The sequence below is a fragment of the Leuconostoc pseudomesenteroides KCTC 3652 genome (assembly GCF_014634745.1).
Lineage (GTDB): Bacteria > Bacillota > Bacilli > Lactobacillales > Lactobacillaceae > Leuconostoc > Leuconostoc pseudomesenteroides.
Genome location: NZ_BMBP01000009.1, coordinates 68,205 through 93,726 on the forward strand (window position 1 = coordinate 68,205; position 25,522 = coordinate 93,726).

At 40.3% G+C, this 25,522-nt stretch carries 32 protein-coding genes, 1 other RNA gene and 1 other annotated feature; of the genes, 32 read left to right on the forward strand and 1 reads right to left on the reverse strand.

The annotated features are described in order from the left end of the window. Window positions 1-9 precede the first annotated feature (9 nt). Window positions 10-1,548 (forward strand): bifunctional metallophosphatase/5'-nucleotidase, encoded by a 1,539-nt coding sequence (locus IEU65_RS08610; protein WP_010279755.1) that lies wholly within the window; start codon window positions 10-12, stop codon window positions 1,546-1,548. A gap of 78 nt (window positions 1,549-1,626) precedes the next feature. On the opposite strand, the gene IEU65_RS08615 is transcribed toward IEU65_RS08610, so the two are convergent. Then, window positions 1,627-2,622, reverse strand: coding sequence for a ketopantoate reductase family protein (locus IEU65_RS08615; protein ID WP_010279751.1), 996 nt, complete (start codon window positions 2,620-2,622; stop codon window positions 1,627-1,629). Between the two features lie 255 nt (window positions 2,623-2,877). Between IEU65_RS08615 and xylA the strand changes: the two genes are divergently transcribed. From xylA to IEU65_RS08770, 31 genes are all read left to right on the forward strand, one after another. After that, window positions 2,878-4,224, forward strand: a complete 1,347-nt coding sequence (gene xylA / locus IEU65_RS08620; protein WP_010279747.1) for a xylose isomerase — start codon at window positions 2,878-2,880, stop codon at window positions 4,222-4,224. Window positions 4,225-4,326: 102 nt separating this feature from the next. Further along, window positions 4,327-5,838: a xylulokinase gene (gene xylB / locus IEU65_RS08625; RefSeq protein WP_010279744.1), complete on the forward strand. Its 1,512-nt coding sequence runs from the start codon at window positions 4,327-4,329 to the stop codon at window positions 5,836-5,838. A gap of 99 nt (window positions 5,839-5,937) precedes the next feature. Then, on the forward strand, window positions 5,938-6,564 hold the full coding sequence (locus IEU65_RS08630; protein ID WP_242455659.1) for a VanZ family protein: 627 nt from the start codon (window positions 5,938-5,940) through the stop codon (window positions 6,562-6,564). Continuing rightward, complete coding sequence (locus tag IEU65_RS08635; protein WP_010279735.1) at window positions 6,548-6,766, forward strand: DUF1146 domain-containing protein; 219 nt, start codon at window positions 6,548-6,550, stop codon at window positions 6,764-6,766. Before IEU65_RS08630 ends, IEU65_RS08635 begins: the two co-directional genes overlap by 17 nt. A 109-nt stretch (window positions 6,767-6,875) precedes the next feature. Further along, a complete protein-coding gene (locus IEU65_RS08640) occupies window positions 6,876-7,868 on the forward strand; it encodes a rod shape-determining protein (RefSeq protein ID WP_010279731.1) in 993 nt (330 codons plus the stop codon). Next, window positions 7,868-8,077: a DUF2969 family protein gene (locus tag IEU65_RS08645; RefSeq protein ID WP_139967847.1), complete on the forward strand. Its 210-nt coding sequence runs from the start codon at window positions 7,868-7,870 to the stop codon at window positions 8,075-8,077. Before IEU65_RS08640 ends, IEU65_RS08645 begins: the two co-directional genes overlap by 1 nt. Window positions 8,078-8,219: 142 nt before the next feature. After that, window positions 8,220-9,434, forward strand: a complete 1,215-nt coding sequence (locus IEU65_RS08650; protein ID WP_010279725.1) for an FtsW/RodA/SpoVE family cell cycle protein — start codon at window positions 8,220-8,222, stop codon at window positions 9,432-9,434. After that, window positions 9,434-10,438, forward strand: a complete 1,005-nt coding sequence (locus IEU65_RS08655; protein ID WP_010279723.1) for a DUF2785 domain-containing protein — start codon at window positions 9,434-9,436, stop codon at window positions 10,436-10,438. The genes IEU65_RS08650 and IEU65_RS08655 overlap by 1 nt, the downstream gene beginning before the upstream one ends. 80 nt (window positions 10,439-10,518) lie before the next feature. Next, window positions 10,519-11,652, forward strand: coding sequence for a D-alanine--D-alanine ligase family protein (locus IEU65_RS08660; protein WP_147651057.1), 1,134 nt, complete (start codon window positions 10,519-10,521; stop codon window positions 11,650-11,652). Further along, on the forward strand, window positions 11,652-12,518 hold the full coding sequence (locus tag IEU65_RS08665) for a helix-turn-helix domain-containing protein (RefSeq protein WP_010279715.1): 867 nt from the start codon (window positions 11,652-11,654) through the stop codon (window positions 12,516-12,518). The genes IEU65_RS08660 and IEU65_RS08665 overlap by 1 nt, the downstream gene beginning before the upstream one ends. A 92-nt stretch (window positions 12,519-12,610) precedes the next feature. Beyond that, window positions 12,611-13,198: a TetR/AcrR family transcriptional regulator gene (locus IEU65_RS08670; RefSeq protein WP_031941036.1), complete on the forward strand. Its 588-nt coding sequence runs from the start codon at window positions 12,611-12,613 to the stop codon at window positions 13,196-13,198. 37 nt (window positions 13,199-13,235) lie between these two features. Continuing rightward, window positions 13,236-13,385, forward strand: coding sequence for a 50S ribosomal protein L33 (gene rpmG, locus IEU65_RS08675; protein ID WP_010279708.1), 150 nt, complete (start codon window positions 13,236-13,238; stop codon window positions 13,383-13,385). Between the two features lie 11 nt (window positions 13,386-13,396). Beyond that, entirely contained in the window at window positions 13,397-13,573 is a 177-nt protein-coding gene (gene secE / locus IEU65_RS08680; protein WP_004912775.1) for a preprotein translocase subunit SecE, read from the forward strand. Between the two features lie 74 nt (window positions 13,574-13,647). Then, window positions 13,648-14,226, forward strand: a complete 579-nt coding sequence (gene nusG / locus IEU65_RS08685; protein WP_010279704.1) for a transcription termination/antitermination protein NusG — start codon at window positions 13,648-13,650, stop codon at window positions 14,224-14,226. A gap of 110 nt (window positions 14,227-14,336) precedes the next feature. Then, window positions 14,337-14,801 (forward strand): 50S ribosomal protein L11, encoded by a 465-nt coding sequence (gene rplK / locus IEU65_RS08690; RefSeq protein WP_010279702.1) that lies wholly within the window; start codon window positions 14,337-14,339, stop codon window positions 14,799-14,801. Further along, window positions 14,801-15,493 (forward strand): 50S ribosomal protein L1, encoded by a 693-nt coding sequence (gene rplA, locus IEU65_RS08695; protein ID WP_147651056.1) that lies wholly within the window; start codon window positions 14,801-14,803, stop codon window positions 15,491-15,493. Before rplK ends, rplA begins: the two co-directional genes overlap by 1 nt. 37 nt (window positions 15,494-15,530) lie before the next feature. Further along, window positions 15,531-15,647, forward strand: a sequence feature (ribosomal protein L10 leader region). Window positions 15,648-15,674: 27 nt separating this feature from the next. Continuing rightward, a complete protein-coding gene (gene rplJ / locus IEU65_RS08700; protein ID WP_147651055.1) occupies window positions 15,675-16,241 on the forward strand; it encodes a 50S ribosomal protein L10 in 567 nt (188 codons plus the stop codon). A gap of 49 nt (window positions 16,242-16,290) precedes the next feature. After that, the gene (rplL, locus tag IEU65_RS08705) at window positions 16,291-16,656 is read left to right on the forward strand and encodes a 50S ribosomal protein L7/L12 (RefSeq protein WP_114667228.1); all 366 of its coding nucleotides are present in this window, start codon (window positions 16,291-16,293) and stop codon (window positions 16,654-16,656) included. An 81-nt stretch (window positions 16,657-16,737) separates the two neighbouring features. Continuing rightward, a complete protein-coding gene (locus tag IEU65_RS08710; RefSeq protein ID WP_010292728.1) occupies window positions 16,738-17,370 on the forward strand; it encodes a class I SAM-dependent methyltransferase in 633 nt (210 codons plus the stop codon). After that, entirely contained in the window at window positions 17,348-17,839 is a 492-nt protein-coding gene (tadA, locus tag IEU65_RS08715) for a tRNA adenosine(34) deaminase TadA (RefSeq protein ID WP_010292727.1), read from the forward strand. Before IEU65_RS08710 ends, tadA begins: the two co-directional genes overlap by 23 nt. A 114-nt stretch (window positions 17,840-17,953) precedes the next feature. After that, window positions 17,954-18,472: an HD domain-containing protein gene (locus tag IEU65_RS08720; RefSeq protein ID WP_010292724.1), complete on the forward strand. Its 519-nt coding sequence runs from the start codon at window positions 17,954-17,956 to the stop codon at window positions 18,470-18,472. 18 nt (window positions 18,473-18,490) lie between these two features. Further along, window positions 18,491-18,589, forward strand: an RNA gene (ffs, locus tag IEU65_RS08725) — signal recognition particle sRNA small type. A gap of 108 nt (window positions 18,590-18,697) precedes the next feature. Further along, window positions 18,698-20,506 carry a DNA polymerase III subunit gamma/tau gene (dnaX, locus tag IEU65_RS08730; RefSeq protein ID WP_010292722.1) on the forward strand — a complete coding sequence of 603 codons (1,809 nt, stop codon included), beginning with the start codon at window positions 18,698-18,700 and terminating at the stop codon, window positions 20,504-20,506. Window positions 20,507-20,559: 53 nt separating this feature from the next. Beyond that, window positions 20,560-21,165, forward strand: a complete 606-nt coding sequence (gene recR, locus IEU65_RS08735) for a recombination mediator RecR (RefSeq protein ID WP_010292719.1) — start codon at window positions 20,560-20,562, stop codon at window positions 21,163-21,165. Further along, the gene (locus tag IEU65_RS08740; protein ID WP_004912743.1) at window positions 21,162-21,422 is read left to right on the forward strand and encodes a YaaL family protein; all 261 of its coding nucleotides are present in this window, start codon (window positions 21,162-21,164) and stop codon (window positions 21,420-21,422) included. The genes recR and IEU65_RS08740 overlap by 4 nt, the downstream gene beginning before the upstream one ends. A gap of 38 nt (window positions 21,423-21,460) precedes the next feature. Further along, entirely contained in the window at window positions 21,461-22,102 is a 642-nt protein-coding gene (gene tmk, locus IEU65_RS08745) for a dTMP kinase (RefSeq protein WP_010292717.1), read from the forward strand. Continuing rightward, window positions 22,099-22,428 carry a cyclic di-AMP receptor DarA gene (gene darA, locus IEU65_RS08750; protein WP_004912736.1) on the forward strand — a complete coding sequence of 110 codons (330 nt, stop codon included), beginning with the start codon at window positions 22,099-22,101 and terminating at the stop codon, window positions 22,426-22,428. Before tmk ends, darA begins: the two co-directional genes overlap by 4 nt. Further along, window positions 22,428-23,330 (forward strand): DNA polymerase III delta subunit-related protein, encoded by a 903-nt coding sequence (locus IEU65_RS08755; RefSeq protein WP_010292714.1) that lies wholly within the window; start codon window positions 22,428-22,430, stop codon window positions 23,328-23,330. The genes darA and IEU65_RS08755 overlap by 1 nt, the downstream gene beginning before the upstream one ends. Window position 23,331: 1 nt before the next feature. After that, entirely contained in the window at window positions 23,332-24,201 is an 870-nt protein-coding gene (rsmI, locus tag IEU65_RS08760) for a 16S rRNA (cytidine(1402)-2'-O)-methyltransferase (protein ID WP_010292712.1), read from the forward strand. A gap of 1 nt (window position 24,202) precedes the next feature. After that, entirely contained in the window at window positions 24,203-24,934 is a 732-nt protein-coding gene (locus IEU65_RS08765; RefSeq protein WP_010292710.1) for an acyl-[acyl-carrier-protein] thioesterase, read from the forward strand. A 68-nt stretch (window positions 24,935-25,002) separates the two neighbouring features. After that, a partial coding sequence (locus tag IEU65_RS08770; protein WP_188352245.1) for an NAD-dependent epimerase/dehydratase family protein occupies window positions 25,003-25,522 on the forward strand: 520 nt, incomplete at its 3' end.

Here is a 25,522-nt window from a genome sequence, read left to right on the forward strand (position 1 = left end):
GGAAATCACATGCGAATTACAATACTATCAACAAGTGATACCCACGGATTTGTCACACCCACTGATTTCAAGCAGCGTGATGATATGCATCAGCCATTTGGTTTTTCGCGTGCAGCACAAGTCGTTTCTAATGCACGCCTCCAAGAAGCTGACGATGAAATTGTGATTGCGATTGAAAATGGTGATTTTATTCAAGGGTCTCCTTTGACGAACTTCATTGCTCAAAAGGCACAGCAATTTATACCTGTGTATCAAGAAATTTATGATTCGGTAGGATTCGATGCCAGAGTATTAGGAAATCATGAGTTTAATTTTGGTGTTGACTATTTAAAGGCGACTGAAAGCGACAAAGACGTCATAAATGCTAACCTATTAAAAGCAAATGGCGTTCCTTTCATGGGGAAACCTTATAAAATTGTGCATCGGAAGGGAGTTAAAATTGCTATTTTGGGTTTGACAACGGCATATATTCCACATTGGGAACAACAATCAAACATTGCCGGTATTTTATTTAATGATCCTGTTGCCGTTGCAAAAAAATGGGTACCAAAACTCCGAGAACTGGCTGATGTTGTAATTGTTTCCTATCATGGCGGTTTAGAACGTGATCCATTGTCCGGTGAACTAACAGAAACAGATCGGGGTGAAAATCAGGGCTATGCCTTGATGCGTGATGTGCCTGGCATTGACGCCTTAATTACTGGTCATCAGCATCGTCGTCTTGCTGGAAAAGTAAATGGCGTACCTTTTACGCAGCCTGGGTATCGCGGTTCAGATGTGGGGTGTATCCATCTTGATTTACAGAATCAAATAAGTGATGCATCATTAATTCAGACAGCAACAAGTGTACCCCAACAAAAAGTGATGTCGGCAGTTGATACTGCACAACAGGCGACGGAACAATATTTAGATAAGCCATTGGGGCATCTTACCCAATCAGCGAAATTTGCTGATCCTTTTGCGGCAAGACGAGATAATCATCCATATATTCAATTAATTAATCGCATTGCGTCTGAACGTTTAGGGGTAGATATTGTAGCCAATGCTATCTTCAATGATGCCATACATGGGTTTGACACTCAGGTAACGCGACGTGAAGTGGCTATTAATTATCCATACGCTGAAACGTTGGCTATACTCAAAATAACGGGATCCGATTTTAAATTAGCCTTAGAAAAATATGCCAGTTATTTTAGCGTGTTGAATGACAAAGTAATCATTAGTCCAAACTATCAATATCCCAAGCCGCAACATTATAATTATGATATATGGTATGGCATAGTTTATGCGTTTGATATTAGCCAACCAATTGGTTCGAGATTAGTTGATTTGCAATACCATGGTCATCGTGTTGCTGATGAGGATGAATTAAAAGTTGGGATGACAACTTATCGAGCGATTGGTGGCGGCGATTTTAGTATGTTTTCACCAGATAAAATTATTTTTGAAGACACCGAAGAAGTGGCTGATATCATTGCGGATTATTTTATGCAACATGGTACTGTGACTTTGACGGATGCGCATAATTTCAAACTCTTTAAATCCTAACCTACAATTCATTAGCATGAAATCCCCAGCAATGACTGAAGTTATTGCTGGGGATTTTTACAAAAAAATATTTTTCAATTATGCACCAGTATAATCTGGTGATAATTTATTGACTGGTGGGGTGAACTTACGCATAGCTTCCGCAAGATGAACAAAGTTTGTGACCAGATGATGATTAGGCGCTTGTGTACCATTTTTGTCAGCCAAATCTGCAATCCAGCCGTTGATATAGTCGACTTCTGTCGGGCGACCCTTAACAAAGTCTTGATACATAGATGGAAAATGTAAGGGGTTAGCGACATTTGAAACGTAATCAACTTGTTTGACCATGTCGTCACGCGATTCGATGAGTTGGATGCCAGCCGCTTCGGCAGCATCGTAAGCCTCGTTAACCAATGGTCGAGCAATACCTTCTAAGAAACCGTCATAGGCCATTAACTGACCCATGCGTGATTGGAACATTGTAGCAATTGAGTTCTCCACTGCGTTAAAGAAGACTTTTGTCAAAAGAGTTCCCATGAAATTTTCAGTGTAAGACGGGTTCAAATGTGCTGCTTGAAAATCTTTTTGCACTTGATCCATTACTTCAGATGGCTTTTCTGTCAAATTGGCATAGACTGATGAGCCGGCACTTTCAGCACCCATGAAATCGACGTCGCCGTAATCATTCAAGACAGTGGCAATCATAGCCGTACCACCAATAATGTGTTCATCATCAAAATAATGTTGTAGTTTTTCGATATGGCCCATACCATTCATTGCACCAAGTGCTGTTTGACCTGGCTTAAACTTTGGCGCAAGACGGTCAAGTGTATCTTGCAATTGCATTTGCTTCATAAAGAAAATCCAAACATCTGGGGAACCCTGATATTCTTCAGGTGAAAAAATGTTAATTTTAATTTCGTGACGATCTTTGTGATCACGTGATTTCCAAACTTTGTTACCCTGTTGGCGAATTTTATCTAGGCTTGCTTGTGTTGGCTCAACATAGTCAACTGAAACACCGGCATTTTCTTGTAGTAAAATACCATATCGTAGCCCCATTGCACCCGCACCTACAACTGTATATTTCATAATATTTAACGTCCTCCAATAAATGATAGTTTAATACTAATCTTTTTCTAATATACTGTCAATATCAATACAGAAATGTTTAGAACAAATATTATAAACGGCTAAATATATCGAATATTTCTTTGATTTATAAGAAAGGGCTTGCAAGGAATTTGGAAAGGATATATAATTATTCATGTAAGTTGGTTGTATAAACCAACCAACTAAAAAACAATTAAAAGACAGATGTTTAATCATCTAGGAGGAACAAACAACATGGCTGAATTATTCTCTTTTCCTAAAGTAGAATTCGTAGGTAACAAATCTTTGCAAGCTGGAGATGGCTTCCATTACTACAACGCAGACGAAGTTGTAGCAGGTAAGAAGATGAGCGAATGGCTCAAGTTCTCAGTTGCTTACTGGCATACAATGGACCAACGTTTGGTTGACCCATTCGGTGAAGGTACAGCAACACGCCCTTGGGATAAAGAAGGCGAAGAAGGCTCAATGGCTTTGGCTTTGGCTAAAGTTGATTACATGTTTGAATTTTTGGAAAAGACAGGCGTTGAATACTTTGCATTCCACGATCGTGATTTGGCACCTGAAGGCAACACTTTGGCAGAAACAAATGCAAATCTTGACAAAGTAATCGACAAGATTGAGCAAAAAATGCAAGAAACTGGCAAGAAATTACTTTGGAACACAGCGTCATTGTTCACTAACAAGCGTTTCTTGGCTGGTGGCGCAACATCACCATTTGCTGAAGTATTTGCATACGCTGCTGGACAAATCAAGCATTCATTAGATATTGCTAAGCGTTTGGGTTCAGAAAGTTATGTATTCTGGGGCGGCCGTGAAGGTTACGATTTCTTGTTAAACACTGATACAAAGCGTGAATTAGATCATATCGCAGCGTTCTTCAAGTTAGCTAAAGACTATGCTAATGAAATTGGCTACACAGGGCAATTCTTGATCGAACCAAAGCCAAAAGAACCAACACAACATCAATATGACTTTGATGCCCAAACAACAATTGCTTTCTTAAAGACTTATGGTTTGGAAGACACATTCAAGTTGAACTTAGAAGGTAACCACACTTATTTGGCTGGTCACACATACGAACATGAAGTACGTTTTGCACGTGAAGCTGGTTTGTTGGGATCACTTGATGCTAATATGGGCGATAAGTTGATTGGTTGGGATATTGATGAATTCCCTAACGACATCTATGAAGCAACATTGGTTATGTACGAATTCTTGAAGAACGGTGGCTTGCCAACTGGCGGTTTGAACTTTGATTCAAAGCCACGTCGCCAAAGCTTTGAAATGGATGATTTGTTCTATGCTCACATTGCTGGTATGGACATCTACGCTGCTGGCTTGAAAGTAGCAGCTAAGTTGATTGAAGATCAAGTGATTGAAAATGTTTTGAAAGAGCGTTATGCTTCATTTGACGAAGGTATTGGTGCAGACTTTGAAGCCGGCAAGTTGACATTGAAGGATTTGGCTGAATATGCTGAAAACAAGACAGATGCTGATATCAATGTTACTTTGAAATCTGGTCGTCAAGAACAAATTAAGCAAACTTTGAATAATTACATTTTCTCAGTATTGGGTGCATAATTTAAGTTTTCCGTGTTCCACCAAAAGATTTGCACGGACAAGGGTCGGGACGTTGTGTTCCGATCCTTTTTATCACAACAAAAGAAGAATGAGGTACTAACTATGACATCAGTTGTTTTAGGTGTTGATCTTGGCACGTCGGCGGTTAAAGTATCAGCCGTTGATCGTACGGGTAACATCGTTGCGCAACAAAGTTTTGATTATCCACTTTCATATCCAAAACCTGGGTATGCCGAACAAAATCCGGAAGATTGGGTCAATGGGACAACGGTTGCCATTGTTAATTTAATTTTAAAAGATGGCATTAAGCCCTCTGAAATCGATGGTATTTCTTTTTCTGGACAAATGCATGGCTTAGTTTTGTTAGATGCTAATAATCAAGTATTACGTCCAGCGATTCTTTGGAATGATACGCGTACGACAGCACAGGTGACTGAAATCAATGAAACACTTGGTCAAGAATTTATTGATATTACACGCAATCGTGCCTTAGAAGGGTTTACCTTACCAAAAATCCTCTGGGTAAAAGAAAATGAACCAGAAATCTTTAAGCAAGCCACGACTTTTGTTTTGCCCAAGGACTATGTGCGTTATCGCATGACCGGTAAACTACAAATGGAGTATTCAGACGCGGCTGGCACAGTAGCTTTTGACGTTGCGAAGAAGACGTGGTCAAAAACAATTCAAGAAGTTTTTGAGTTACCGGCTTCATTCTTCCCAGAAGTGATTGAATCGATTGGTTATGCGGGGAACATTACTGAATCATACGCGACTTTCTCGGGTCTAGATACGCACACCAAAGTCTTTGGTGGCGCAGCTGATAACGCTGCGGGTGCTGTGGGGGCTGGCATTTTAGAGCCAAATATGGTGATGTCGTCAATTGGGACATCAGGTGTTGTGTTGAAGTATGAAGACAATGCAAATGTTGATTATAAGGGCGATTTGCACTTCTTTAATCATGCTATTCCAAATAAATTTTATTCCATGGGTGTTACTTTGGCGGCGGGCTATTCATTATCTTGGTTTAAAAATACGTTTGCAAAAGATGAAGATTTTAGTGATTTTGTTGCTTCTGCTGAACAATCGACTGTTGGCGCTAACGGTTTAATTTTCACACCTTATCTTGTGGGTGAACGGACACCGCATCCAGATGGAGATGTTCGTGGCGCATTCTTAGGTGTTGATGGCACTCATCAGAAATATGATTTTGTGCGTTCAGTTTTGGAAGGTATTATTTTCTCATTCCGCGATATCTTTGATATTTATGATCGCGAGGGCGCTGATTTTGACACGGTGGTTGCTATTGGCGGTGGCGCTAAATCACCATTATGGTTACAAATTCAAGCCGATATTTTTAGTAAAAAGGTTACAACATTGCGTAATGAGCAAGGACCTGGATTGGGTGCGGCAATGCTTGCAGCGACTGGTCTTGGATGGTTTGATACAGTTCAAGATGCTGCTAAAAGTTTTATTTCATTTGGTGCTACGTATGAACCAATCGCTGACAATGTTGTGAAGTATCAAAAGGTGCACGCTGCTTACAAAAAAGCTTATGCTGCAACGGCAGAAATTTCGCATGATTTGATGAATTATCGTCGTGAAAATGCCGAATAAGAAAGGAAAGAATCGTTGCTGAAACGGTTCTTTTTATTTTGGAAATAAGGTCATGCTGGACGACAAATGGTATAATATTAAGTTATGCACACTGTTTATTTGAACAATCAACAATACACAGCGCAAAATGTTAATGCTAGTCTTGTGGTAGCGTTTTTAAGTGTTATTTTACTACTACGCTATCTCCTGAAATCCAAAGGTGAAGGCGCGTTGGCTTGGCAAAATATCTTGGGACGACTAGCATTGGCGGGTTACGCCGTCTTAGTTGCTTTTTTAACCTTGACCTTTTATCGCTGGCCCTCTTTTGGCACATATATTGATGTCATTAAAGGATACGGGGGTTTAGGACAATATGAGTTTTGGCGGCTTTCAGTCTTTCACCCTGAGGGCGTGGCTTTTAGTTGGTATCAAATGTTAGCCAATATCTCATTATTTATCCCATTTGGATTGTTGGCACCATTAGTTTTACCTAAATGGCGTGGTATTTTCAAAATTATACCTAAGATTTTTTTAACGTCCTTAATCATCGAAACAATTCAAGGTATCAGTACTTTTTTTTATCTTTCTAACCGTCTATTTGATGCCAATGATTTGGTCACAAACACTACTGGTGGGGTGATTGGTTATATTTTATATAAATTTGTTGTGCGATACATTAGAATTGAAAAACAGCTTTTTAGTCAAGGTAAACATTTTAAGGAGAAACAAGATGAGTCCGATTTTTGACCTGAGCTTAACCCTAATCATGATATATTTCTTTTTTTGGGCAATTAGACCAATTAATTTTGCTAAATTCATGCCTTATACACCGGTTCAGGCAACTTTTTTGAAGGTCATGCTAGCAATTATTGGTGGCTATTTACTCTCAAGCTTCTTTATTTCAATTACGCAATGGGTCTTGCAAATTCCGGATGCAGTTCTGAAATGACCGATTAACGAGAGAATCCACCGCAAAAAAAGTGGTATTATGGTATAATTTACTGGATTATGTACGACGAAAAATATAGTACGAAAGCTAAAAATCTTGGAGAAATAAAATGGCAAAAGATATTGGAATTGATTTAGGAACAGCCAATGTTCTGATTTACGTCGAAGGCAAGGGGATCGTCTTAAACGAACCGTCAGTTGTCGCAGTTGATGACAAAACTGATCGTGTATTGGCTGTTGGATCAGAAGCTTATCGCATGGTGGGTCGTACACCAGGGAATATTCGCGCAGTACGCCCTTTGAAAGATGGTGTGATTTCTGATTTTGACGTTACAGAAGCAATGTTGACCTACTTCGTCGACAAACTAAATGTTAAAGGGTTCATGTCAAAACCTAATATCATGATTTGTGCGCCAACTAACATTACGGAAATTGAACGTAAGGCCATCATTCAAGCTGCTGAAAAAGCTGGTGGTGCCAAAGTTTATTTGGAGTATGAACCAAAGGTCGCGGCAGTTGGTGCTGGACTGGATATTTTTAAGCCAATTGGTTCAATGGTGATTGATATGGGTGGTGGAACATCTGATATTGCCGTATTGTCATTGGGCGATATCGTTGTCTCTGAATCAATCCGAGTGGCCGGTGACAAGATGAATTTTGATATTGTCAATTTCTTAAAACGTCGTCACAACTTGATTGTTGGTGAACGCACAGCCGAAACCATTAAAATCCAAATCGGATCTGCATTACAAGTTGATGAGCCATTGACTATGGAAGTGCGTGGTCGTGATAATTTTGAAGGCATGCCAAAAACAATCACAATTAACTCAAATGAAGTTGAAGAATCACTGCATGATACGCTGCAACAAATTGTTCGTGCGGCTCACTCCGTATTGGCCAAGTTACCACCAGAATTAGCAGCTGATATTATTGATCGCGGTATTATGTTGACGGGTGGTGGTGCTTTGCTACATGGTATGGATCAACTGCTATCTGATGCACTTGAAGTGCCAGTTGTTGTGTCAGATTCACCACTTGATAACGTGGCTAAAGGTGCTGGCGCACTTCTTGAGCACATGAAGGCAGGACATCGAGGTCTATAATGAGTAAAAAAAATCAAAGCTTTGGGGTCGATCTTGTCGCAACAGACGGACGGACGCAAGTGTTAGTCGATAGTAAAGAAATCGGATACATTGAGAAAACGACACGCGGGTTTGCTGGGTATTTCGGTAAACAAGCCGTGATTAATCAGGCAAAAGATGAAGATGAGGCTTTACAAGCGATTCTGGCAAGCTTTAATTTGTATCAATAAATAAAGCACGTCGTGATTTTTCGCGGCGTTTTTTGTACATAAATCGATTGAAATATTAATTGTGTAATAACTTATACCATCCTTCTTGGGGTTAAGCACAAAGTAGCGTTAAACAAGAAGTGATTAGCATTTTGGAGATATCATGCAGCAAAGACGACAAATTTCAAAACGAACATCTGGATCAGAATTAGACTGGGGTATTATTTTAGCCTTGCTATTATTTATGATTATTGGTTTGAGTGCCTTGTTTGAAGCAGCTACGCATATGCAAGGTTCAACCGCTGGAACAGCGCTTCGTGCAGTAATTGTGCAGGGTGGGTTTTGGTTTATTGGCGGCTTGATTATTGTTTTTTTGCTACGATTTGATGAATCACAGCTGTGGCGATTAGCCCCTATTGCCTATGGATTAGGCGTATTTTTGCTGGTGGCTGTTTTGATATTCTATAACCGATCGATGGCTCTTGCGACAGGAGCAAAGTCGTGGTTTGTGTTTGGGCCGATCTCATTTCAACCTTCTGAAGTTGTTAAACCAGCATTTATTTTAATGCTAGCAAGGGTAGTGGCACAGCATAATCGTGATTATCCAACGCACGCGGTGCAGAGTGATTGGATTTTACTAGGGAAAATGGCGTTGGTATTTTTGCCTTTAGCTGCATTGATCGCCCTACAAAATGATTTAGGAACATTACTTGTTTTCATTGCAATATTTGGTGGTGTTACGTTGGTTTCTGGTGTTACTTGGCGAATTTTGGCGCCTGTCATCATTGCTGGTGTTGTTTTGGGAACTACTTTGTTAACGCTTGTTATTTCAACTGCAGGACGAGAAATTTTATCTGTGTTAGGGTTTCAAAGTTATCAATTTGCACGTATCGATACATGGTTGCATCCAGCGACTGACACTTCAGGTGATGGTTACCAAACCTATCAAAGTTTAAAAGCCATTGGGTCAGGACAATTAACAGGTAATGGGTGGGGTGCGCTAAAAGTTTACGTACCCGTACGAGAGTCCGATATGATTTTTTCAGTCATTGGTGAAAGCTTTGGATTCATTGGCGGTGCGTTCTTGATTGCTTTGTATTTTGGCCTTATTTACTTACTAGTTCGTGCTACTTTCCGCGCGCAAAGTGCTTTTTACGCTTATATAGCAACAGGCGTTGTGATGTTGGTGTTATTCCATGTTTTTGAAAATATTGGTATGAGCATTGGGCTATTGCCGTTAACAGGAATTCCATTGCCTTTTATTTCTCAAGGTGGCTCATCACTTATTGGTAATTTAATAGGTGTTGGTCTGGTACTTTCTATCAGCTATCAAAAGAAAAATACAACTTTTACTGAATCAACAGGGTTTTCAATCTAATGACAGAATTCGAAAAATTAAAGCAAGAATTTGTTGCGTTACGTCAAAAAGTCCGGGATGGTAATATTTTTCAGTCCTTGGGTGATTTAATGGCAGAAGCTTTACGCGAAATGCCCCCTAAACCGTCGACTGAAGTCATACTACCAGTAGATGGTGAGTACGCTTTACAAAGGATACAAGAATATACACATCAACTGGATCTTATAGCTGAAGCAGATCCAGATGTGCAGCATGTTGATTTTCATATCAGTGATACTGACTTACATGTCATTACTGAGCAGCTGGCTAATCCGCAGCCACAGTACAGAGACACAGGCGCTTTCTTCTTTTTAAGTGACATGGTGCAAAATGATTTACTAGCGCCAGAACAGCTTCGGTGGTTAACTGAGTACTTGTCATCGGATGAGCAATTATTCAGTCATATATTGGAACCACACAATGATGGCATTTATCGACGTTCATTTAGCGTTATGATTTTGTCATTACTGTTATACGCGAATCGGGCAAAAAAGCCATTTTTGTCAGATGGTCAATTAGACGATCTAATTGACCAGGTTGCCTTATATGCTGCTTTAGAGCGGGATGGTCGTGGTTTCATTGGTCAAAATGGCTGGGCGCATGCCTTTACTCACGTTGGTAATGCTGCTGCTGAAATATTTTTGATGCCACAACTTATAAGAGCAGACAAATTATTTTTGATGAGTGCGATGCTTGCTGGCTTTAGGGAACTGTCGGACCCGCTGACATTTGGTGAAACAGGCCGATTGGTGGAAGTTTTGTCAAAATTGGCAAAACAACATGCCCTATACAGCGACTATATGTTGTTAACGCTTAAAAATTGGCGTAAAGATTTGGTGACGCAAACACCACCAAAAACGCAAGCACGTTGGCAACAATTTTATAATCGATCACAGTTTTTTCACGAGATTATCTTACTTAACCCAAGTGATGTGCCCAAAGCAATTACTGATTATGTTAACGAGACCAAAAATTACTTGAGTTAGTGACATTGCTGACTTTCAATATGTAAATGCTTGCATAATATTACTTATATTTGATATAATAAAAAAACGGGGATAGAAAAATGAATAAAAAACACGTAGCGCTTATTTTTGGTGGCAACTCATCAGAACATGATGTGTCGAAACGATCGGCTCAGAATTTTTATGATGCAATTATGGCCACAAATAAATATGACATCACGGTTTTCGCTATTGCACAAAACGGTTTCTTTTTAGATCCAGCTAGTTCGGAACGCATTTTGGCACTGGAAAATGAACAACCAATTGTTGATGCGTTTATGGCAAAAATTGATGCAGCTGACCCCTTGGCACGCATTTCTGCGCTACGTGCAGCTGGTGATTTTGATATCTTCTTCCCAGTCGTTCACGGTAATTTAGGTGAAGATGGGACCTTACAAGGTCTTTTCCGAATGCTCAATAAACCTTATGTTGGTGCACCATTGCGCGGTCATGCGGTTAGTTTTGATAAAGTGTTGACCAAAGAGTTGTTGACAGTTAATGGCATTCGTAACACGAAGTATATGGTAGTTGATCCAAAAACTGCACAAAATCTTTCATGGGAACAAGTAGTAGCTGAATTAGGAGATATTGTCTTCGTTAAAGCTGCAAATCAGGGTTCTTCTGTAGGTATTTCACGTGTTAAAAGTGCTGAAGAATTGCAGACAGCATTGGCCGATTCATTTCAATACGATTATAAAGTGTTGATTGAGCAGGCGGTTAAAGGACCAAGAGAATTAGAAGTTGGCGTTATTGGAAACGATGATTTATTGGTGTCTGAAATTGGTGCACATACGGTTCCAGAACAAGGTGTAGGTGACGGCTGGTACGATTATAGTAACAAGTTCGTTGATAACTCAGCGGTTCAATTTGAAATTCCGGCTAAGTTACCCGACAGTGTGACACAAGAAGTAAAGCAAATGGCTTTGGATGCGTTTAAAGTGTTAAATCTGCGCGGTGAAGCACGAATGGATTTCTTGTTGGATGAAAATAATGTACCTTATTTAGGTGAACCAAACACGTTGCCTGGATTCACTAATATGTCTTTATTTAAGCGTTTATGGGACTATTCAGACATCAATAATGCAAAGTTAGCTGATATGTTAATTGAGTACGGTTTTGAAGAATTTGAGCGCAATGAATCATTAAGCTATTCATTCTTAGCGCTGGGTGAAGAAAAAATAGGGAAGTTTAATTAATGGCAAGAAACGGTAAAAACGAAAATTTTGACGGTAAAGCAATCCGCGCTGCTCGCAAAAAGATGCATTTATCACAAGTTGAGCTAGCTGAAGGTATCACCACTCAAGCGACAATTTCATTGGTCGAAAATCAAAATCGCGTGCCCAATGCAGATGTATTGTTGGCAATACTAGACCGTTTAAATTTAGATATGTCACAGTTCGTGTCCGGTGATTTCTTGACGAATAAAGCTAAGGAATTATTGAGTCAAGTTGTTTTAAACATGAACACGGATGCTTTGAATGAATTCAAGGATTTTGAAAAAGCTTTGAGCCAGAATCCTCCTACACTGCAAGCTTACTACATTCTAAAAGCTGCTGACGAATTTCATAATAAACAGAACTACGCGCAAGTTATTTACAATACTGAGCGCGCAACCGATAAGAAGACACCTGTCTTAAGTAATTTCTTCTTATTTTACGCGTACCACCAAATGGGCTCATCCTATTATTTGCAAGGAGATGTCGCGACAGCACGTGAAAAGTTTGCTTTGGCTTACGAACAAGAGCCTGATTTGCTGACTTCTTCTGACTTGGAATTCCACGGTGTTTTGCAAGGACGCAAATATTATGCTGAATTCTTGGTAGCACAACAAGATTATGACGAAGCTGCAAGTATCTTGTCGGGTGCGTTAAATGCTTTGCGCCAGCGTGTCGATTTGTTCTGGGTACCTGAATTGAGCGAACAATTAGCAAACATTGAAGAAAAACGTGGTGATGCAGAAGCAGCTAAACGTTATATGCACTATGCGCGTATCGCTGCTTACCTGTCAGGGCGTTCTAATACAGAGGCACGTTTAGCTAGACTTGATACTGTGGTGTTTTGATCAATAATTAAAAACATTTCCACAATTTGGAAATGTTTTTTTGTCGGTTTCAGGTGTAAACTAGATTGAAGAATACAAAGTGGGGTAACACAGTGGCAGAGTCTATACCAGATAGTGAAAACCGGCGCCAACAAATTATCGATGCAGCGACAACCCTTTTTTTGGCCAGAGGTTATAACCAAACAACAACGCGAGATATTGCAAAAGTCCTAAATATTAGTCAACCTGCTCTTTATCATCATTTTGGTGATAAAGAAACGCTATTTGTCGAAGTGGTTAAAACGGTTGGCGATCAGGTCAATCGCGATATGAAAAAAATTTTGGCGAGGACATATACGGAACCAATAGATCAACTCATTGATTTGACGGATGCTATTTTGACACGTCATCCGCGTGATGTTTTTACGCTGATCCATAGTAGCTTCACATCATTATCGGACAAACATCAACGCGTTCTGGGGATGGTTTTTGGGCAAGATTATGTTGCACCGATCGCCCAATTTTTTGCGACAATGAGTTTGCGTTCAAACATTGACGCACGAACTGCAAGTTCTTTTTATATCACGAGTTTGGCACCGCTGTTTGGTGATTTTCACGCCTTAGGTGCTAAACAAACTAAACATGAACGAATTGCGCAGCTGATGGATTTGATCCTGTATGGGGTAGCAAAAAATAATTAACAATGGTATGATACATAGAGAATATGGAGGCTAACGCATGGCTAGTCAAAAAGTATCGTTGGCGTGTACTGTTTGTGGTTCGCGCAATTACACGGTAACATTATCGAAAGATCGCACCGAGCGTCTTTCTGTCAATAAGTTTTGCCAGCACTGTGGCAAACATACATTGCATCAACAAACGAAATAAGGAATTTCCTAATGATTAACTACTTTAAAAATGTTGCAGCAGAAATGAAAAAGGTCACTTGGCTTACAGGTGAGCAGACATCAAAAGAAACAGTTACAGTGATCACGGTATCAATTATTTTTGCACTTTTTCTAGGTGGCGTTGATTGGCTTTTGCAACAAGGGTTTAATGTCTTACTAGCAAAGTAAGTTTTTTTTTGTTATAATTGCTTTAACAACAGGAGCTCTTTGGGGGTTCTTTTTATTTTGGAAAGAGGTAAAAAATGTCAGAAGATATTGAAAAATCATGGTTTGTTGTGCATACTTATTCTGGTTATGAGCACAAAGTCAAAGCAAACTTGGAATCACGTACACAAACAATGGGTATGTCACAACAAATTTTTCGTGTATTAGTGCCGGAACAAGAAGTGACAACGATTCAAGATGGTGAAGCCAAGCAAACTGTTGAAAACGACTTTCCGGGCTATGTCTTAGTCGAGATGGCAACACCACAAGACGACAACATGACGGATGAAGCTTGGTACGTTGTGCGTAACACACCTGGCGTAACTGGCTTCTTGGGTTCTCACGGTGCTGGTTCAAAACCAAATTCACTCATGCCTGAAGAAGTTGATTTATTGATGAAACGAATGGGTATGGTTACCCGTGAAAAGGTTGATCTAGATGTGACAGTTGGTCAAACGGTTAAAATTATTGCTGGACCGTTTTCAGGAATGGAGGGCGTTGTCACTTCAGTTGACCAAGAAAAGCAAACACTGGAAGCTACAGTTGAAGTGTTTGGACGCGAAACACCAACTGAACTTGATTTTGCTGACGTTGATACAGTTTTAGATGAACGTTAAATTATCTTGCAAAACGTTTTGATATTTGGTAACATATATTAGTATGCCATCGGCATACGTGGGAGCAGCACTAAAGCTGTGTTTCACCACAACACGAGGAGGAAAATATCGTGGCTAAAAAAGTTGTAAACGTAGTTAAGCTACAAATTGCCGCCGCTAAAGCAACGCCGGCACCACCAGTTGGTCCTGCATTGGGACAAGCTGGTATTAACATTGCGCAATTCACTAAGGAATTTAATGCGCGTACTGCAGAACAAGCTGGATCAATTATTCCAGTTGAAATCTCTGTATTTGATGACCGTTCATTCGAATTCGTCACAAAGACACCACCTGCAGCTGATCAATTGCGTAAGATTGTTGGTAAGGGTTCAGGTGAACCTAACACCAAAAAGGCAGGAAACGTGACACTTGATCAAATTCGTGCCATTGCGGAAAACAAGATGGCTGATTTGAACGCCAACGACATCACAAACGCTATGCGTATGATCGAAGGTACAGCACGTTCAATGGGTGTTACTGTTGACGGTGTTGACTTGACTGTTGAAGGTACAGCAATCAAGGAGGACGCAGAATAATGGCTCAAAAGCATGGTAAAAATTATGTTGCAGCAGCAGCAAAGGTAGAAGCTGAAAAAGCTTATGCTTTGAACGATGCTGTTTCATTGGTAAAAGAAATTGATTTTGCTAAGTTCGACGCTTCTGTTGAAGTTGTTTTTAAGTTGAACGTTGACACACGTCAAGCAGACCAACAATTGCGTGGTGCTGTTGTGTTGCCAAACGGAACTGGTAAAGATAAGACTGTTGTTGTCTTTGCACAAGGGGACAAGGCAAAAGAAGCTGAAGCAGCTGGCGCTGACGTTGTTGGTGCTGCTGATTTGGTACAACGTATCCAAGGCGGCTGGTTAGACTTTGATGTTGCGATTGCAACACCAGATATGATGGCTCAAGTTGGTCGTGTTGGTCGTGCTTTGGGACCTAAGGGATTGATGCCAAACCCTAAGACTGGCACAGTTACAATGGACGTTACTAAGGCTGTTTCAGATGCCAAGGGTGGACAAGTAACATACCGTACAGATCGTGACGGAAACGTTGCAGTTCCAGTTGGTCGTGTGTCATTTGATGCTGACAAATTGGCTGAGAACATTAAGTCAATCTCTCAAACAGTTTTGAAGGCTCGTCCTGCAGCTGTTAAGGGTACTTATGTACAACACGTTTCAATTTCGTCAACATTTGGTCCAGCTGTATCGTTGGATGTTAATTCATTGTAATTTGACAATATCAACTTCGTTTGGTAGAATTTATTAAGTAATTGAATCCATTTTGCCTAAGACTCAGGTGATGCTTGCATCTTAATAGCCTGCCGAGGAAGTTTAAAACCTTTTCCCGTGTGTCTTTGAGCGCACGGGATTTCTTTTGCAAAATAAATTTAAAGGAAGGAGAATCATAATCATGAGTGAAAAAGCTATTGCAGTTAAAGCACAAAAAGTTGAAGAAATTGCTGATCAATTTAAGGATGCCGCTTCAGCAGTTGTTGTTGATGCCCGTGGATTGACAGTTGCGCAATCCACAGACTTGCGTCATCAATTGCGTGAAGAAGGGGTTGTCCTTGAAGTAATCAAGAACAAGATCTTGACTCGTGCAGCTGAAAAAGCTGGTTACGCTGAATTGAACGACATTTTTGCCGGTCCTTCAGCTGTTGCCTTTTCTAACGATGATGCTGTTGCACCAGCACGTATCTTGAAGAAGTTTGCGGATGCGAACGAAGCATTGCAAATCAAGGGTGGTGTTGTTGATGGTAACATTGCTAGTCTTGATGACATTAACAAGTACGCTTCATTGCCTTCACGTGAAGGTTTGTTGGGTCAGTTGATGGCAGAATTCCAATTCTCAATTCGTTCATTCGCATATGCTGTTAAGGCTGTGTCTGACAAATTGGAAGAGGAAGGTGGCGCTACTACTGAAGCAACACCTGAAGAAGCACCAGCTGCCGAAGAAGCAGCTACAGATGCTGAATAATTTAAAACAACCATTATAAAATAAATATAAATCTCGGAGGATTTTGATCATGGCTTTTGATAAAGACGCGATTATCGCATCATTGAAAGATGCAACGATCTTGGACTTGGCTGACTTGGTTTCAGCTATCGAAGAAGAATTTAACGTTTCAGCTGCAGCTCCAGTAGCCGCTGCTGGTGCAGGTGACGGTGCCGCTGCTGCAAAGTCAGACTTTGATGTTGAATTGACTTCAGCAGGTACTGCTAAAGTTAAGGTTATCAAGGCAGTTCGTGAAGCAACTGGTTTGGGCTTGAAAGAAGCTAAAGACTTAGTTGATAACGCACCTTCAATCGTTAAAGAAGGTTTGAACGAAGACGACGCCAACGCATTGAAGGCAGCCTTGGAAGAAACAGGCGCTTCAGTAACATTGAAGTAATCTTCTTCATCATATTAAAAGAAGTGCTTCGGTACTTCTTTTTTTGTACATATTGAAACAATTTCATGGAGGCATTGCAACATGACAGACAAAACATCAGGAGAACAGTATTTTACTACCAATCCTAATGCGGATCATCACTTTCAACAATTTGATTTTGAGTTATTAGATCATCAATTACATTTCACAACTGATTCAGGCGTTTTTTCAAAATCTACTGTTGATTTTGGAACTCGGACGATGCTGGATGCATTGTCAAAAACGACTATTCCGACTGGTAAAATACTTGACCTGGGCACAGGATATGGACCGGTTGGCATTAGTATTGCCAAAGCTTACAATCGAAAAGTTGACATGGTTGACGTTAATGAACGAGCATTGGCACTTGCAAAACAAAATGCGCAAAAAAATGGTGTCGAAAATTTAACTAGAATATTCCAATCTGATGTTTATCAGAATATCGATCAGCAATATGCTGCTATTTTAGTGAATCCGCCGATTCGAGCAGGTAAACAGGTAGTGACGGCGATGTTGCAAGAGGCAATTAAATATTTACAGCCGGGTGGCAAATTAATTGCTGTTTTACAAAAGAAACAAGGCGCTCCGTCAGCTCAAAAAAATATGCTGTTGGCATTTGGTAATGCGTCGGTAATTCATAAAAATAAAGGGTACTATATCTTGGAGAGCACTTATGGCGAAAGTTCCGACATTTAGTGAACAACAAATTGATTATTTCATGCAAGAAGCCTTGAATGAGGCAAAATTAGCAGGCAGTGAAGGTGAAGTGCCAATTGGTGCGGTAATTGTATTTGAAAATCAAATTATTGCTCGTGCACACAATCACCGTGAAAGAGATCAATTAGCCACTGCTCATGCGGAACTGATTGCTATTGAACGTGCTAACCAAGCTTTGAAATCATGGCGTCTTGAAGACACTGCATTATTTGTTACGCTAGAGCCCTGTATTATGTGTGCTGGTGCAATAATCAATGCACGTGTGCCAGCGGTTTATTATGGTGCGCAAGATGCAAAAGGCGGTGCAACACAATCGCTCTATCATTTATTGGAAGATCAGCGCTTGAATCACCGCGCTTTCGTGCAATCTGATGTTCGTGCCAAAGAATCCAGCCTATTGCTGCAACATTTTTTTGCTAAGATTCGTGCCAAAAGAAAACAAAAATAGTCAGTTGATTATAGCATCACAATATCTTTGTAAAGAATTTGCAAAGTCAAATGTCAGCTTTTTTTATGAAAATAGATTATAATTGTTTTTAGTAAATAATAAAGAGGCAAATGAATGCAAAATCCTAATGCATGGCGACAAGATACAGAATATTTGAATATTGTTGATGATTTATTGGCACACGATGAAGTCCAGAAATTAGCGCTTTATCCACAACACCACTTCTCAAATCGCTTACAACATTCAATTTCAGTATCATATCACTCATATTTAATCGCCAAAAAGATTGGTGCGGATGAAGTCGCTACTGCCAGAGCTGGTTTGTTACACGATATGTTTTATTATGACTGGCGTGTGACTAAATTTGCAGAAGGTTCTCATGCGTATGTTCATCCCCGCATTGCTCTAAAAAATGCGCGTAAAATTACCACAATTAGCCCTAAAGAAGAAGATATCATTGTGAAGCACATGTTTGGCGCAACAATTGCACTACCCAAATATCGTGAAAGCTGGATTGTATCACTAGTGGATGACTTTGCAGCTGTTGATGAATATGCAATCCCCAAAGCCTACCTGACTTATTTCAAGTGGCAGGAAAATATTGCGCGTAAAATGGCAAGAGTGTTTGCGTAAAGTTGTTTTTTTAGATATAATAGATAGGCAGGCAAGCGTCGGCTCCCGAACCGGGTCAGGACAGGAATGTAGCAGCCCTAAGGTTGTTCGAGGTTGTGCTTGTGTACATAAGATGGCGGCCGCGTAGCGGTCTTTTTTTGTAAATCTGGGTCTGTGATAATAAGATTTAGCATGACTTGATTAAATTGCAGATGACTTTTGGCAGTTCATAATGGAGGTATTATCATGGCATATCAGGCACTATATCGTGTTTATCGACCACGTACATTTGACGATATGGTAGGCCAAGAAGTAATTACGCAAACGCTTAAAAACGCAATTGAAGCTCATCAAACAGGGCATGCCTATTTATTTAGTGGTCCAAGAGGAACTGGTAAAACATCAGCTGCTAAAATTTTTGCTCGTGAAGTAAATGGTATTTCGCCAGATACCGACGAAACTCAAATTCCAGATATTATTGAAATTGATGCTGCCTCTAACAATGGTGTTGACGAAATTCGCAATATTCGCGATAGTGCTAATTACGCGCCAATTGAGGCACAATACAAAATTTATATTATTGATGAAGTGCATATGTTGTCAACTGGTGCATTTAATGCCCTACTCAAGACACTTGAAGAACCACCCGCTAATGTTAAATTTATTCTTGCGACAACAGAACCACAAAAAATTCCTGCAACGATTTTGTCGAGAACACAGCGGTTTGATTTTAAGAGGATTGATGATACAACAATTCAAACGCGTATGGCAGCGATACTTGATAAGCAGTCTGTAGAATATGATCAAGATGCGTTACGCGTGATTGCAAATGCCGCTGAAGGTGGTATGCGTGATGCTTTGTCTATTTTGGATCAAGTGATTGCGTATGGTAGTGATAAAGTCACCGTTGAGAATGCCTTACAAGTTACAGGATCAACCACAACAGAAGCATTGTTATCGTTTTTACAACAGGTTAGTGAGGGCGATACTAGAAATGCCTTGCAGACGTTGCATATGATATTACTTGACGGCAAAGACGCACAGCGTTTTGTAGCTGATATGATAGGTCTCTTACGGGACGTAATGCTGTCGCCAATAGCGCCCAACTTGATTAAGACCACAGCTTCAGTTGAGCTACTAAAGCAGTTAAATCAAAAAATAGGGCAACAGCGAATTCAAATTATGATGCTTGCACTTGATGAGACGCAAAAAGAGTTATTGCAGACAATGCAAAGTGATGTCTACCTCGAACTCTTAACAGTTAAACTTAGCCTAGCTGGGTCAGAATCAACGCCAACATCTTCTAAAATCAATCATTCGCAGTCCTTGGCAACGCCTAAACATTCGTCAGAAGCAGAGCCATCTGTTTCTCCGTCAATGACCGTTGACGATATGTCATCTCCAATCACGAAGCCTTCGTCATCACCTGTAAAATCAACAAATAACGATACACAAAGTGACACACAACAATCAGCCCTGACACAGGAAAAAATAGCTAATGTCGATCCTGAACCAGTTTCACAGCCGGTCGCCAGTAATAAAAAGTTAAGTGCTCGTACAGGACAAGAAGCAGTATTTGCTGTTTTGAGTGTGGCGCGTCGCGAGACGCTCACTAGTGCTACGCAACTTTGGCCAGAACTACAGCAACAATTTGATGTAGCCAAGCAGGCGTTTTTGACGATTGCGAAGCCAGTGGCAGCAAGTGATGAGGCGATTGTATTAGCATTTGATTATCCTGCCCTACTGGCTGAAGCTTTGCAAGATGCCGAACTACAAGCACAGTTAGTGCAGCAGTTATCCGAAAGCAACTTGCCATTTTCGCTGGTTTTGATTTCTAAAGACGAGTGGAAAATTGATCGCGCAGCGTATGTGTCGCGTTTGCGTGGTGGTGAAAAAATTACTGTAAAATTGAGTGATATACCAGTTGTCAAAGCAAACGTTGAAAAGATACCTGTTGAACAAGACGATACAGTAGCAGTCGTAAACGATACGCCAGAAATTGTCAAGCAAGCCCAGTCACTGTTTGGTGAAGACCTTGTGAACATTGTGGACTAATTAATTTAGGAAGGAACACGTTAAACGTTTCTGACGCTTAACGTTATGAGTATATGCAGTATCCAGAACCTATTGCAAAATTAATTGATAGTTATGCCAAGTTACCTGGCGTGGGTGTCAAAACTGCGACACGATTGGCATTTTATACACTGGGTATGAGTGAGGCGGATGTAACTGATTTTTCCAAATCCTTACTTTCAGCCAAAAATGATCTCACTTTTTGTTCAGTGTGTGGTAACATTACAGAAAAAGACATTAACCCTTGTGTTATTTGTCGTGATGAATCGCGCGACCAATCAACTGTCTTTGTTGTTGAAAATTCTCGTGATGTGATGGCTATGGAAAATACCCGTGACTATCATGGCTTGTATCATGTGCTAAATGGTGTCATTTCGCCAAGTGCTGGTACTGGACCAGAAGATATTAATTTACCAAGCTTAATTAGACGCTTATCTGAACATGAAGAAATAAAAGAAGTGATTGTCGGCACTAACGCAAACGCTGAAGGTGAGGCAACGGCCATGTATTTGGCTCGTTTATTGAAGCCTGCTGGATTGACAGTAACGCGGTTGGCACACGGCTTGGCAGTGGGTTCTGATATTGATTATGCAGATGAATTGACCCTAATAAAAGCAGTTCAAGGACGGACAAAACTATGATATTTGGTAAAAAGAAGCGACGTTTACGTGCTGAATATGATCAAGCGTTGGTCTTTCAAATCGATAAGGCTAAAATTGATTGGGATACGGCTAAAAATTCTGAAGAAGCATTGTTGGATGGACAGGTCAATTTTCGTTTGATTCAGGCTCAAACCGCTTTGGCACGTGCTAAGTTTAATTACTTGTATCGTGAGGCACGACGTCGTAAGACGGTTGGTCATATGCAGACGCATGTACTCAAATCTGATCGAATTTGAAAAAATAATCACTAAGATAGTATTAAAAAGGAACACCAATGTCAAAACCACTATTTATTTCATTTGAAGGTCCTGAAGGGGCTGGTAAGACCACGGTACTGAATATTCTCATTGCAGAATTGCAACCAAAACTAGGAGACAAGCTTGTCACAACACGTGAACCTGGTGGTAATCCAATTTCTGAGGCCATTAGAGCAATTTTACAGCCGGAAGATGACAATGGTCTAGAGAAGCGTACAGAAGCTTTACTTTATGCCGCTGCACGTCGACAACACTTGGTCGAGATTATCCAACCGGCTTTGGCGGCTGGAAAAGTGGTAATTTCTGATCGTTATGTTGACAGTTCATTAGCTTATCAGGGTGGCGGGCGAGACTTGGGTGTTGAAAAAATTTGGCAGATTAATCAATTTGCGATTGATGGTTTGTTGCCTGATTTAACAATCTATCTAGACGTCCCCTCAGAACTAGGTTTGGCACGTGTAACAGCTAACCGTAAAGGAAAAATTGATCGTTTAGATAAAGAAAGTTTAGCCTTTCATCAAAAGGTTCGCCAAACTTATTTAAAACTTCAAAGTGAATTTTCTGATAGAATTAAAATAGTCGATGCAACACAACCATTAGATAAAGTGGTGCACGATACGCGTGAACTTATTAACCAAGTTCTGGAGGACAAATCATGAAACTTATAACTGCAATTGTACAAGACAAAGATACAACAAAATTGAGTAACGCTTTTGTTAAAGCCAATGTTCGAGCTACACGCCTTTCAACTTCTGGTGGCTTCTTACGATCAGGTAATACAACGTTTATGATTGCCATTGAGGCTGATCGGGTACAAGAGGTTCTTGATATTATCAAAGATGTATCACAAAAACGTAAGCAATTCATGGTACCACCAATTAGTTTAGATGCTGGTGGAGATCATGTAGGCGCCTATCCAATTGAAGTGGAAGTTGGTGGCGCAACAGTATTTACGCAAGAGATTGAATCCTTCTATCAGTTTTAATGTTGCCTGATTTTGCCACAACTGCACAGCAAACTTACCCAACACAAGCTACTCATTTTAATGAGTTGCTGAGCAATGGTCAATTAAGCCATTTATACTTATTTGTTGGATCAAGCCAGTCGACGAGACTGGCCTTTTCGCGTTATTTGGCTTGGCAAGTCGTTGGTGCCACTGATCGTAATGCATTACGCATTAACGAAAATGAACATCCCGATGTTCATTTGGTGGCGCCTAAAGAAGAAGGAGCTACTTTAAAAGTAGCACAAGTGCGCGACTTGACACCTGAATTCGTGACTACCACGCTGGAAAGTCCGAAAAAAGTGTTTATTTTAGATGCTGTGGAAACGATGACGGCTAGTGCCGCCAACTCGCTGCTCAAGTTTATTGAGGAGCCCGCCGGACCACAACTTATTTTACTACTGACGAACAATTTGCAAGATGTATTGCCAACAATTCAGTCTCGGGCCCAAATTGTTCATTTGAATCCTGAAATATCTTTAGTTGATACAAACGACATCGATGATAGTTGGCAGAAAAACACACAAATGTTGTTATTTAAGTGGTTTGAGTTGATGATGCAACGTAAAATTGAAGCTTTTGCGTATGTTCAAACCACGTTGATTAGTCAAATCACAACTGATTTACAACAAAAAATGTTTATGAAGTGGTTGCGAGAATTAGCAAGAGATATGGTGGTATATTCCGCCACTGCTGACGAGAACTTGAGGTTTCCCAGTCTAATAGGTTTTTATAAAACACTGGCTAAGCATTATCATGTCAGACAGTTAGTGCACGCAGCAGAAGCTATATTTGCTGATGATAAGTTACGAAAAATCAATATATCCTTGCAAGCACGTCTTGAAAAAATGGCTTTAGAGGTTACGATTGCGTTGGGAGAATAGTATGCAACAACAAAAAAGTTTTGGGTCACAAGTTTATGGCACACTTTATCTCGTGCCAACGCCAATTGGCAATTTGGGTGATATTTCGGTGCGAGCACTGGATACGTTGCGGGATGTTGATTTGATTGCGGCCGAAGATACACGACATACACAGCAGTTGTTGAACCATTTTGGTATTGAAACACCGCAGACCAGTTTTCATGAACATAATTGGCAAGCTAAAATTCCCAATATAGTGGCTGATTTGCAAAATGGCATGAATGTAGCGCAGGTTAGCGATGCTGGTATGCCATCAATTTCAGATCCTGGTAAGGAATTAGTGGCTGCTGCTGTCGCATCATCGATTCCAGTCGTGCCAATTCCGGGTGCCACTGCTGGGGTAACTGCTTTAATTGCCAGTGGTCTAGTACCACAACCTTTTTATTTTTACGGTTTTTTGAAACGTAAAAACAGTGAACAATTAGCTGAATTACAGCAGTTATCCACAATGAAAGACACGATCATTTTTTATGAAGCCCCCCATCGTTTAAAGCAAACGCTTGTCAATATTCAAAAAATAATGGGATCAGATCGAAAATTGGTTTTAGCGCGTGAATTAACAAAGCGTTATGAAGAATTTTTACGGGGAACAGTTTCTGAATTAGTGGCTTGGGCGCAAGAAAATGAGATTCGCGGTGAATTCGTTGTCATGATAGATGGCTTTGATGGGGCTGTTGTTGCAGAAACGTCAGAAACCACATTATCAGTCAGAGAAGCTGTTGACGCACTGATTGAAAAAGGACTTCGACCAAATGCAGCTATTAAACAAGTTGCTAAAGAGCGCGAACTAGATCGTCAAGCCGTTTATGCAGATTATCATGGGATAAATTAAAATGAAAAAATATGAAATAGAACGTCGTGTTGAATATTATGAGGCAGACACGACACAAAAGTTGTCACTACCAATGATTTTGAATTTAGCGGTTTTGGCATCTAAAAATCAAAGTGACGAACTTGGGGTTGGTCAAGATTATCATTTGGCAATGGGACTAGGTTGGGTCATTTTGCAGTATGAAGTTACGATTAAAAGGCGACCTAAGGTGGGTGAATTAATGCGTATTCAAACCTATGCCGCTGAATACAATCCATTTTTTGTACGACGACCTTTTATATTTTTTGATGAATCAGGTGATGAAATTATTAAAGTGTCATCAATTTGGACGATGCTTGATATTAAAAATCGTCGTATGGCACGTTTGCCACAAGAAATTGTTGATAAATACGACGCAGAACGCGTTAAACAAGTCCCTCGTATTCCCAATCCAATTAAAATAACGGGTGATGATACCGTCATTGAAAATGATTATCATGTACGTTATTTGGATATTGATGCCAATCAACATGTTAATAATTCAAAGTACTTTGAATGGATGCAGGATGTCTTGTCACCAGAATATTTGATGACGCATGAAGTGACGCATATTAACTTGAAATTTGAAAATGAAATTCGTTTGGGACATACGATTTTATCACAAGTCGTTTTAGGTGATGGCGAAACACGTCACCGTATTATGATGGGAGATACGGTTAGTGCCGAAGCAGAATTTAAATGGCGTGAGTTGTAGTATAATTTAAGATAAGATACTCAAGAAAGGGGATGTATCTACCACATAAGGTAGATACGTTTATAATTATGGCAGTATTAGTACTTGGTGGTGCAGGATATATTGGCTCACACATGGTGAAACGGTTGGTTGAAGCAGGACGCGACGTAGTGGTTGTGGACGCCTTGTTCACTGGACACCGCGCAGCAGTTAATCCAGCAGCGACATTTTATCAGGTGGACATTCGTGATAAGGCAGCATTGTCGGCAGTGTTTGATAAAGAAAACATTGAACAAGTGGTTCATTTTGCAGCCTTTTCAATTGTGCCAGAGTCAGTAGCAAACCCGCTGAAATATTTTGACAACAATACTAGTGGCATGATTACGTTGTTGGAAGTGATGAAAGCACATGACGTCAAGCAAATCGTCTTTTCATCAACCGCCGCAACTTATGGCAATCCAGTGCATATTCCGATTAAGGAAACCGATCCGCAAAACCCGATTAACCCTTATGGCGAATCAAAGTTGATGATGGAAAAAATCATGAACTGGTCCGATCAAGCTGACGGGGTTAAATGGGTCGCGTTGCGCTATTTCAATGTGGCTGGTG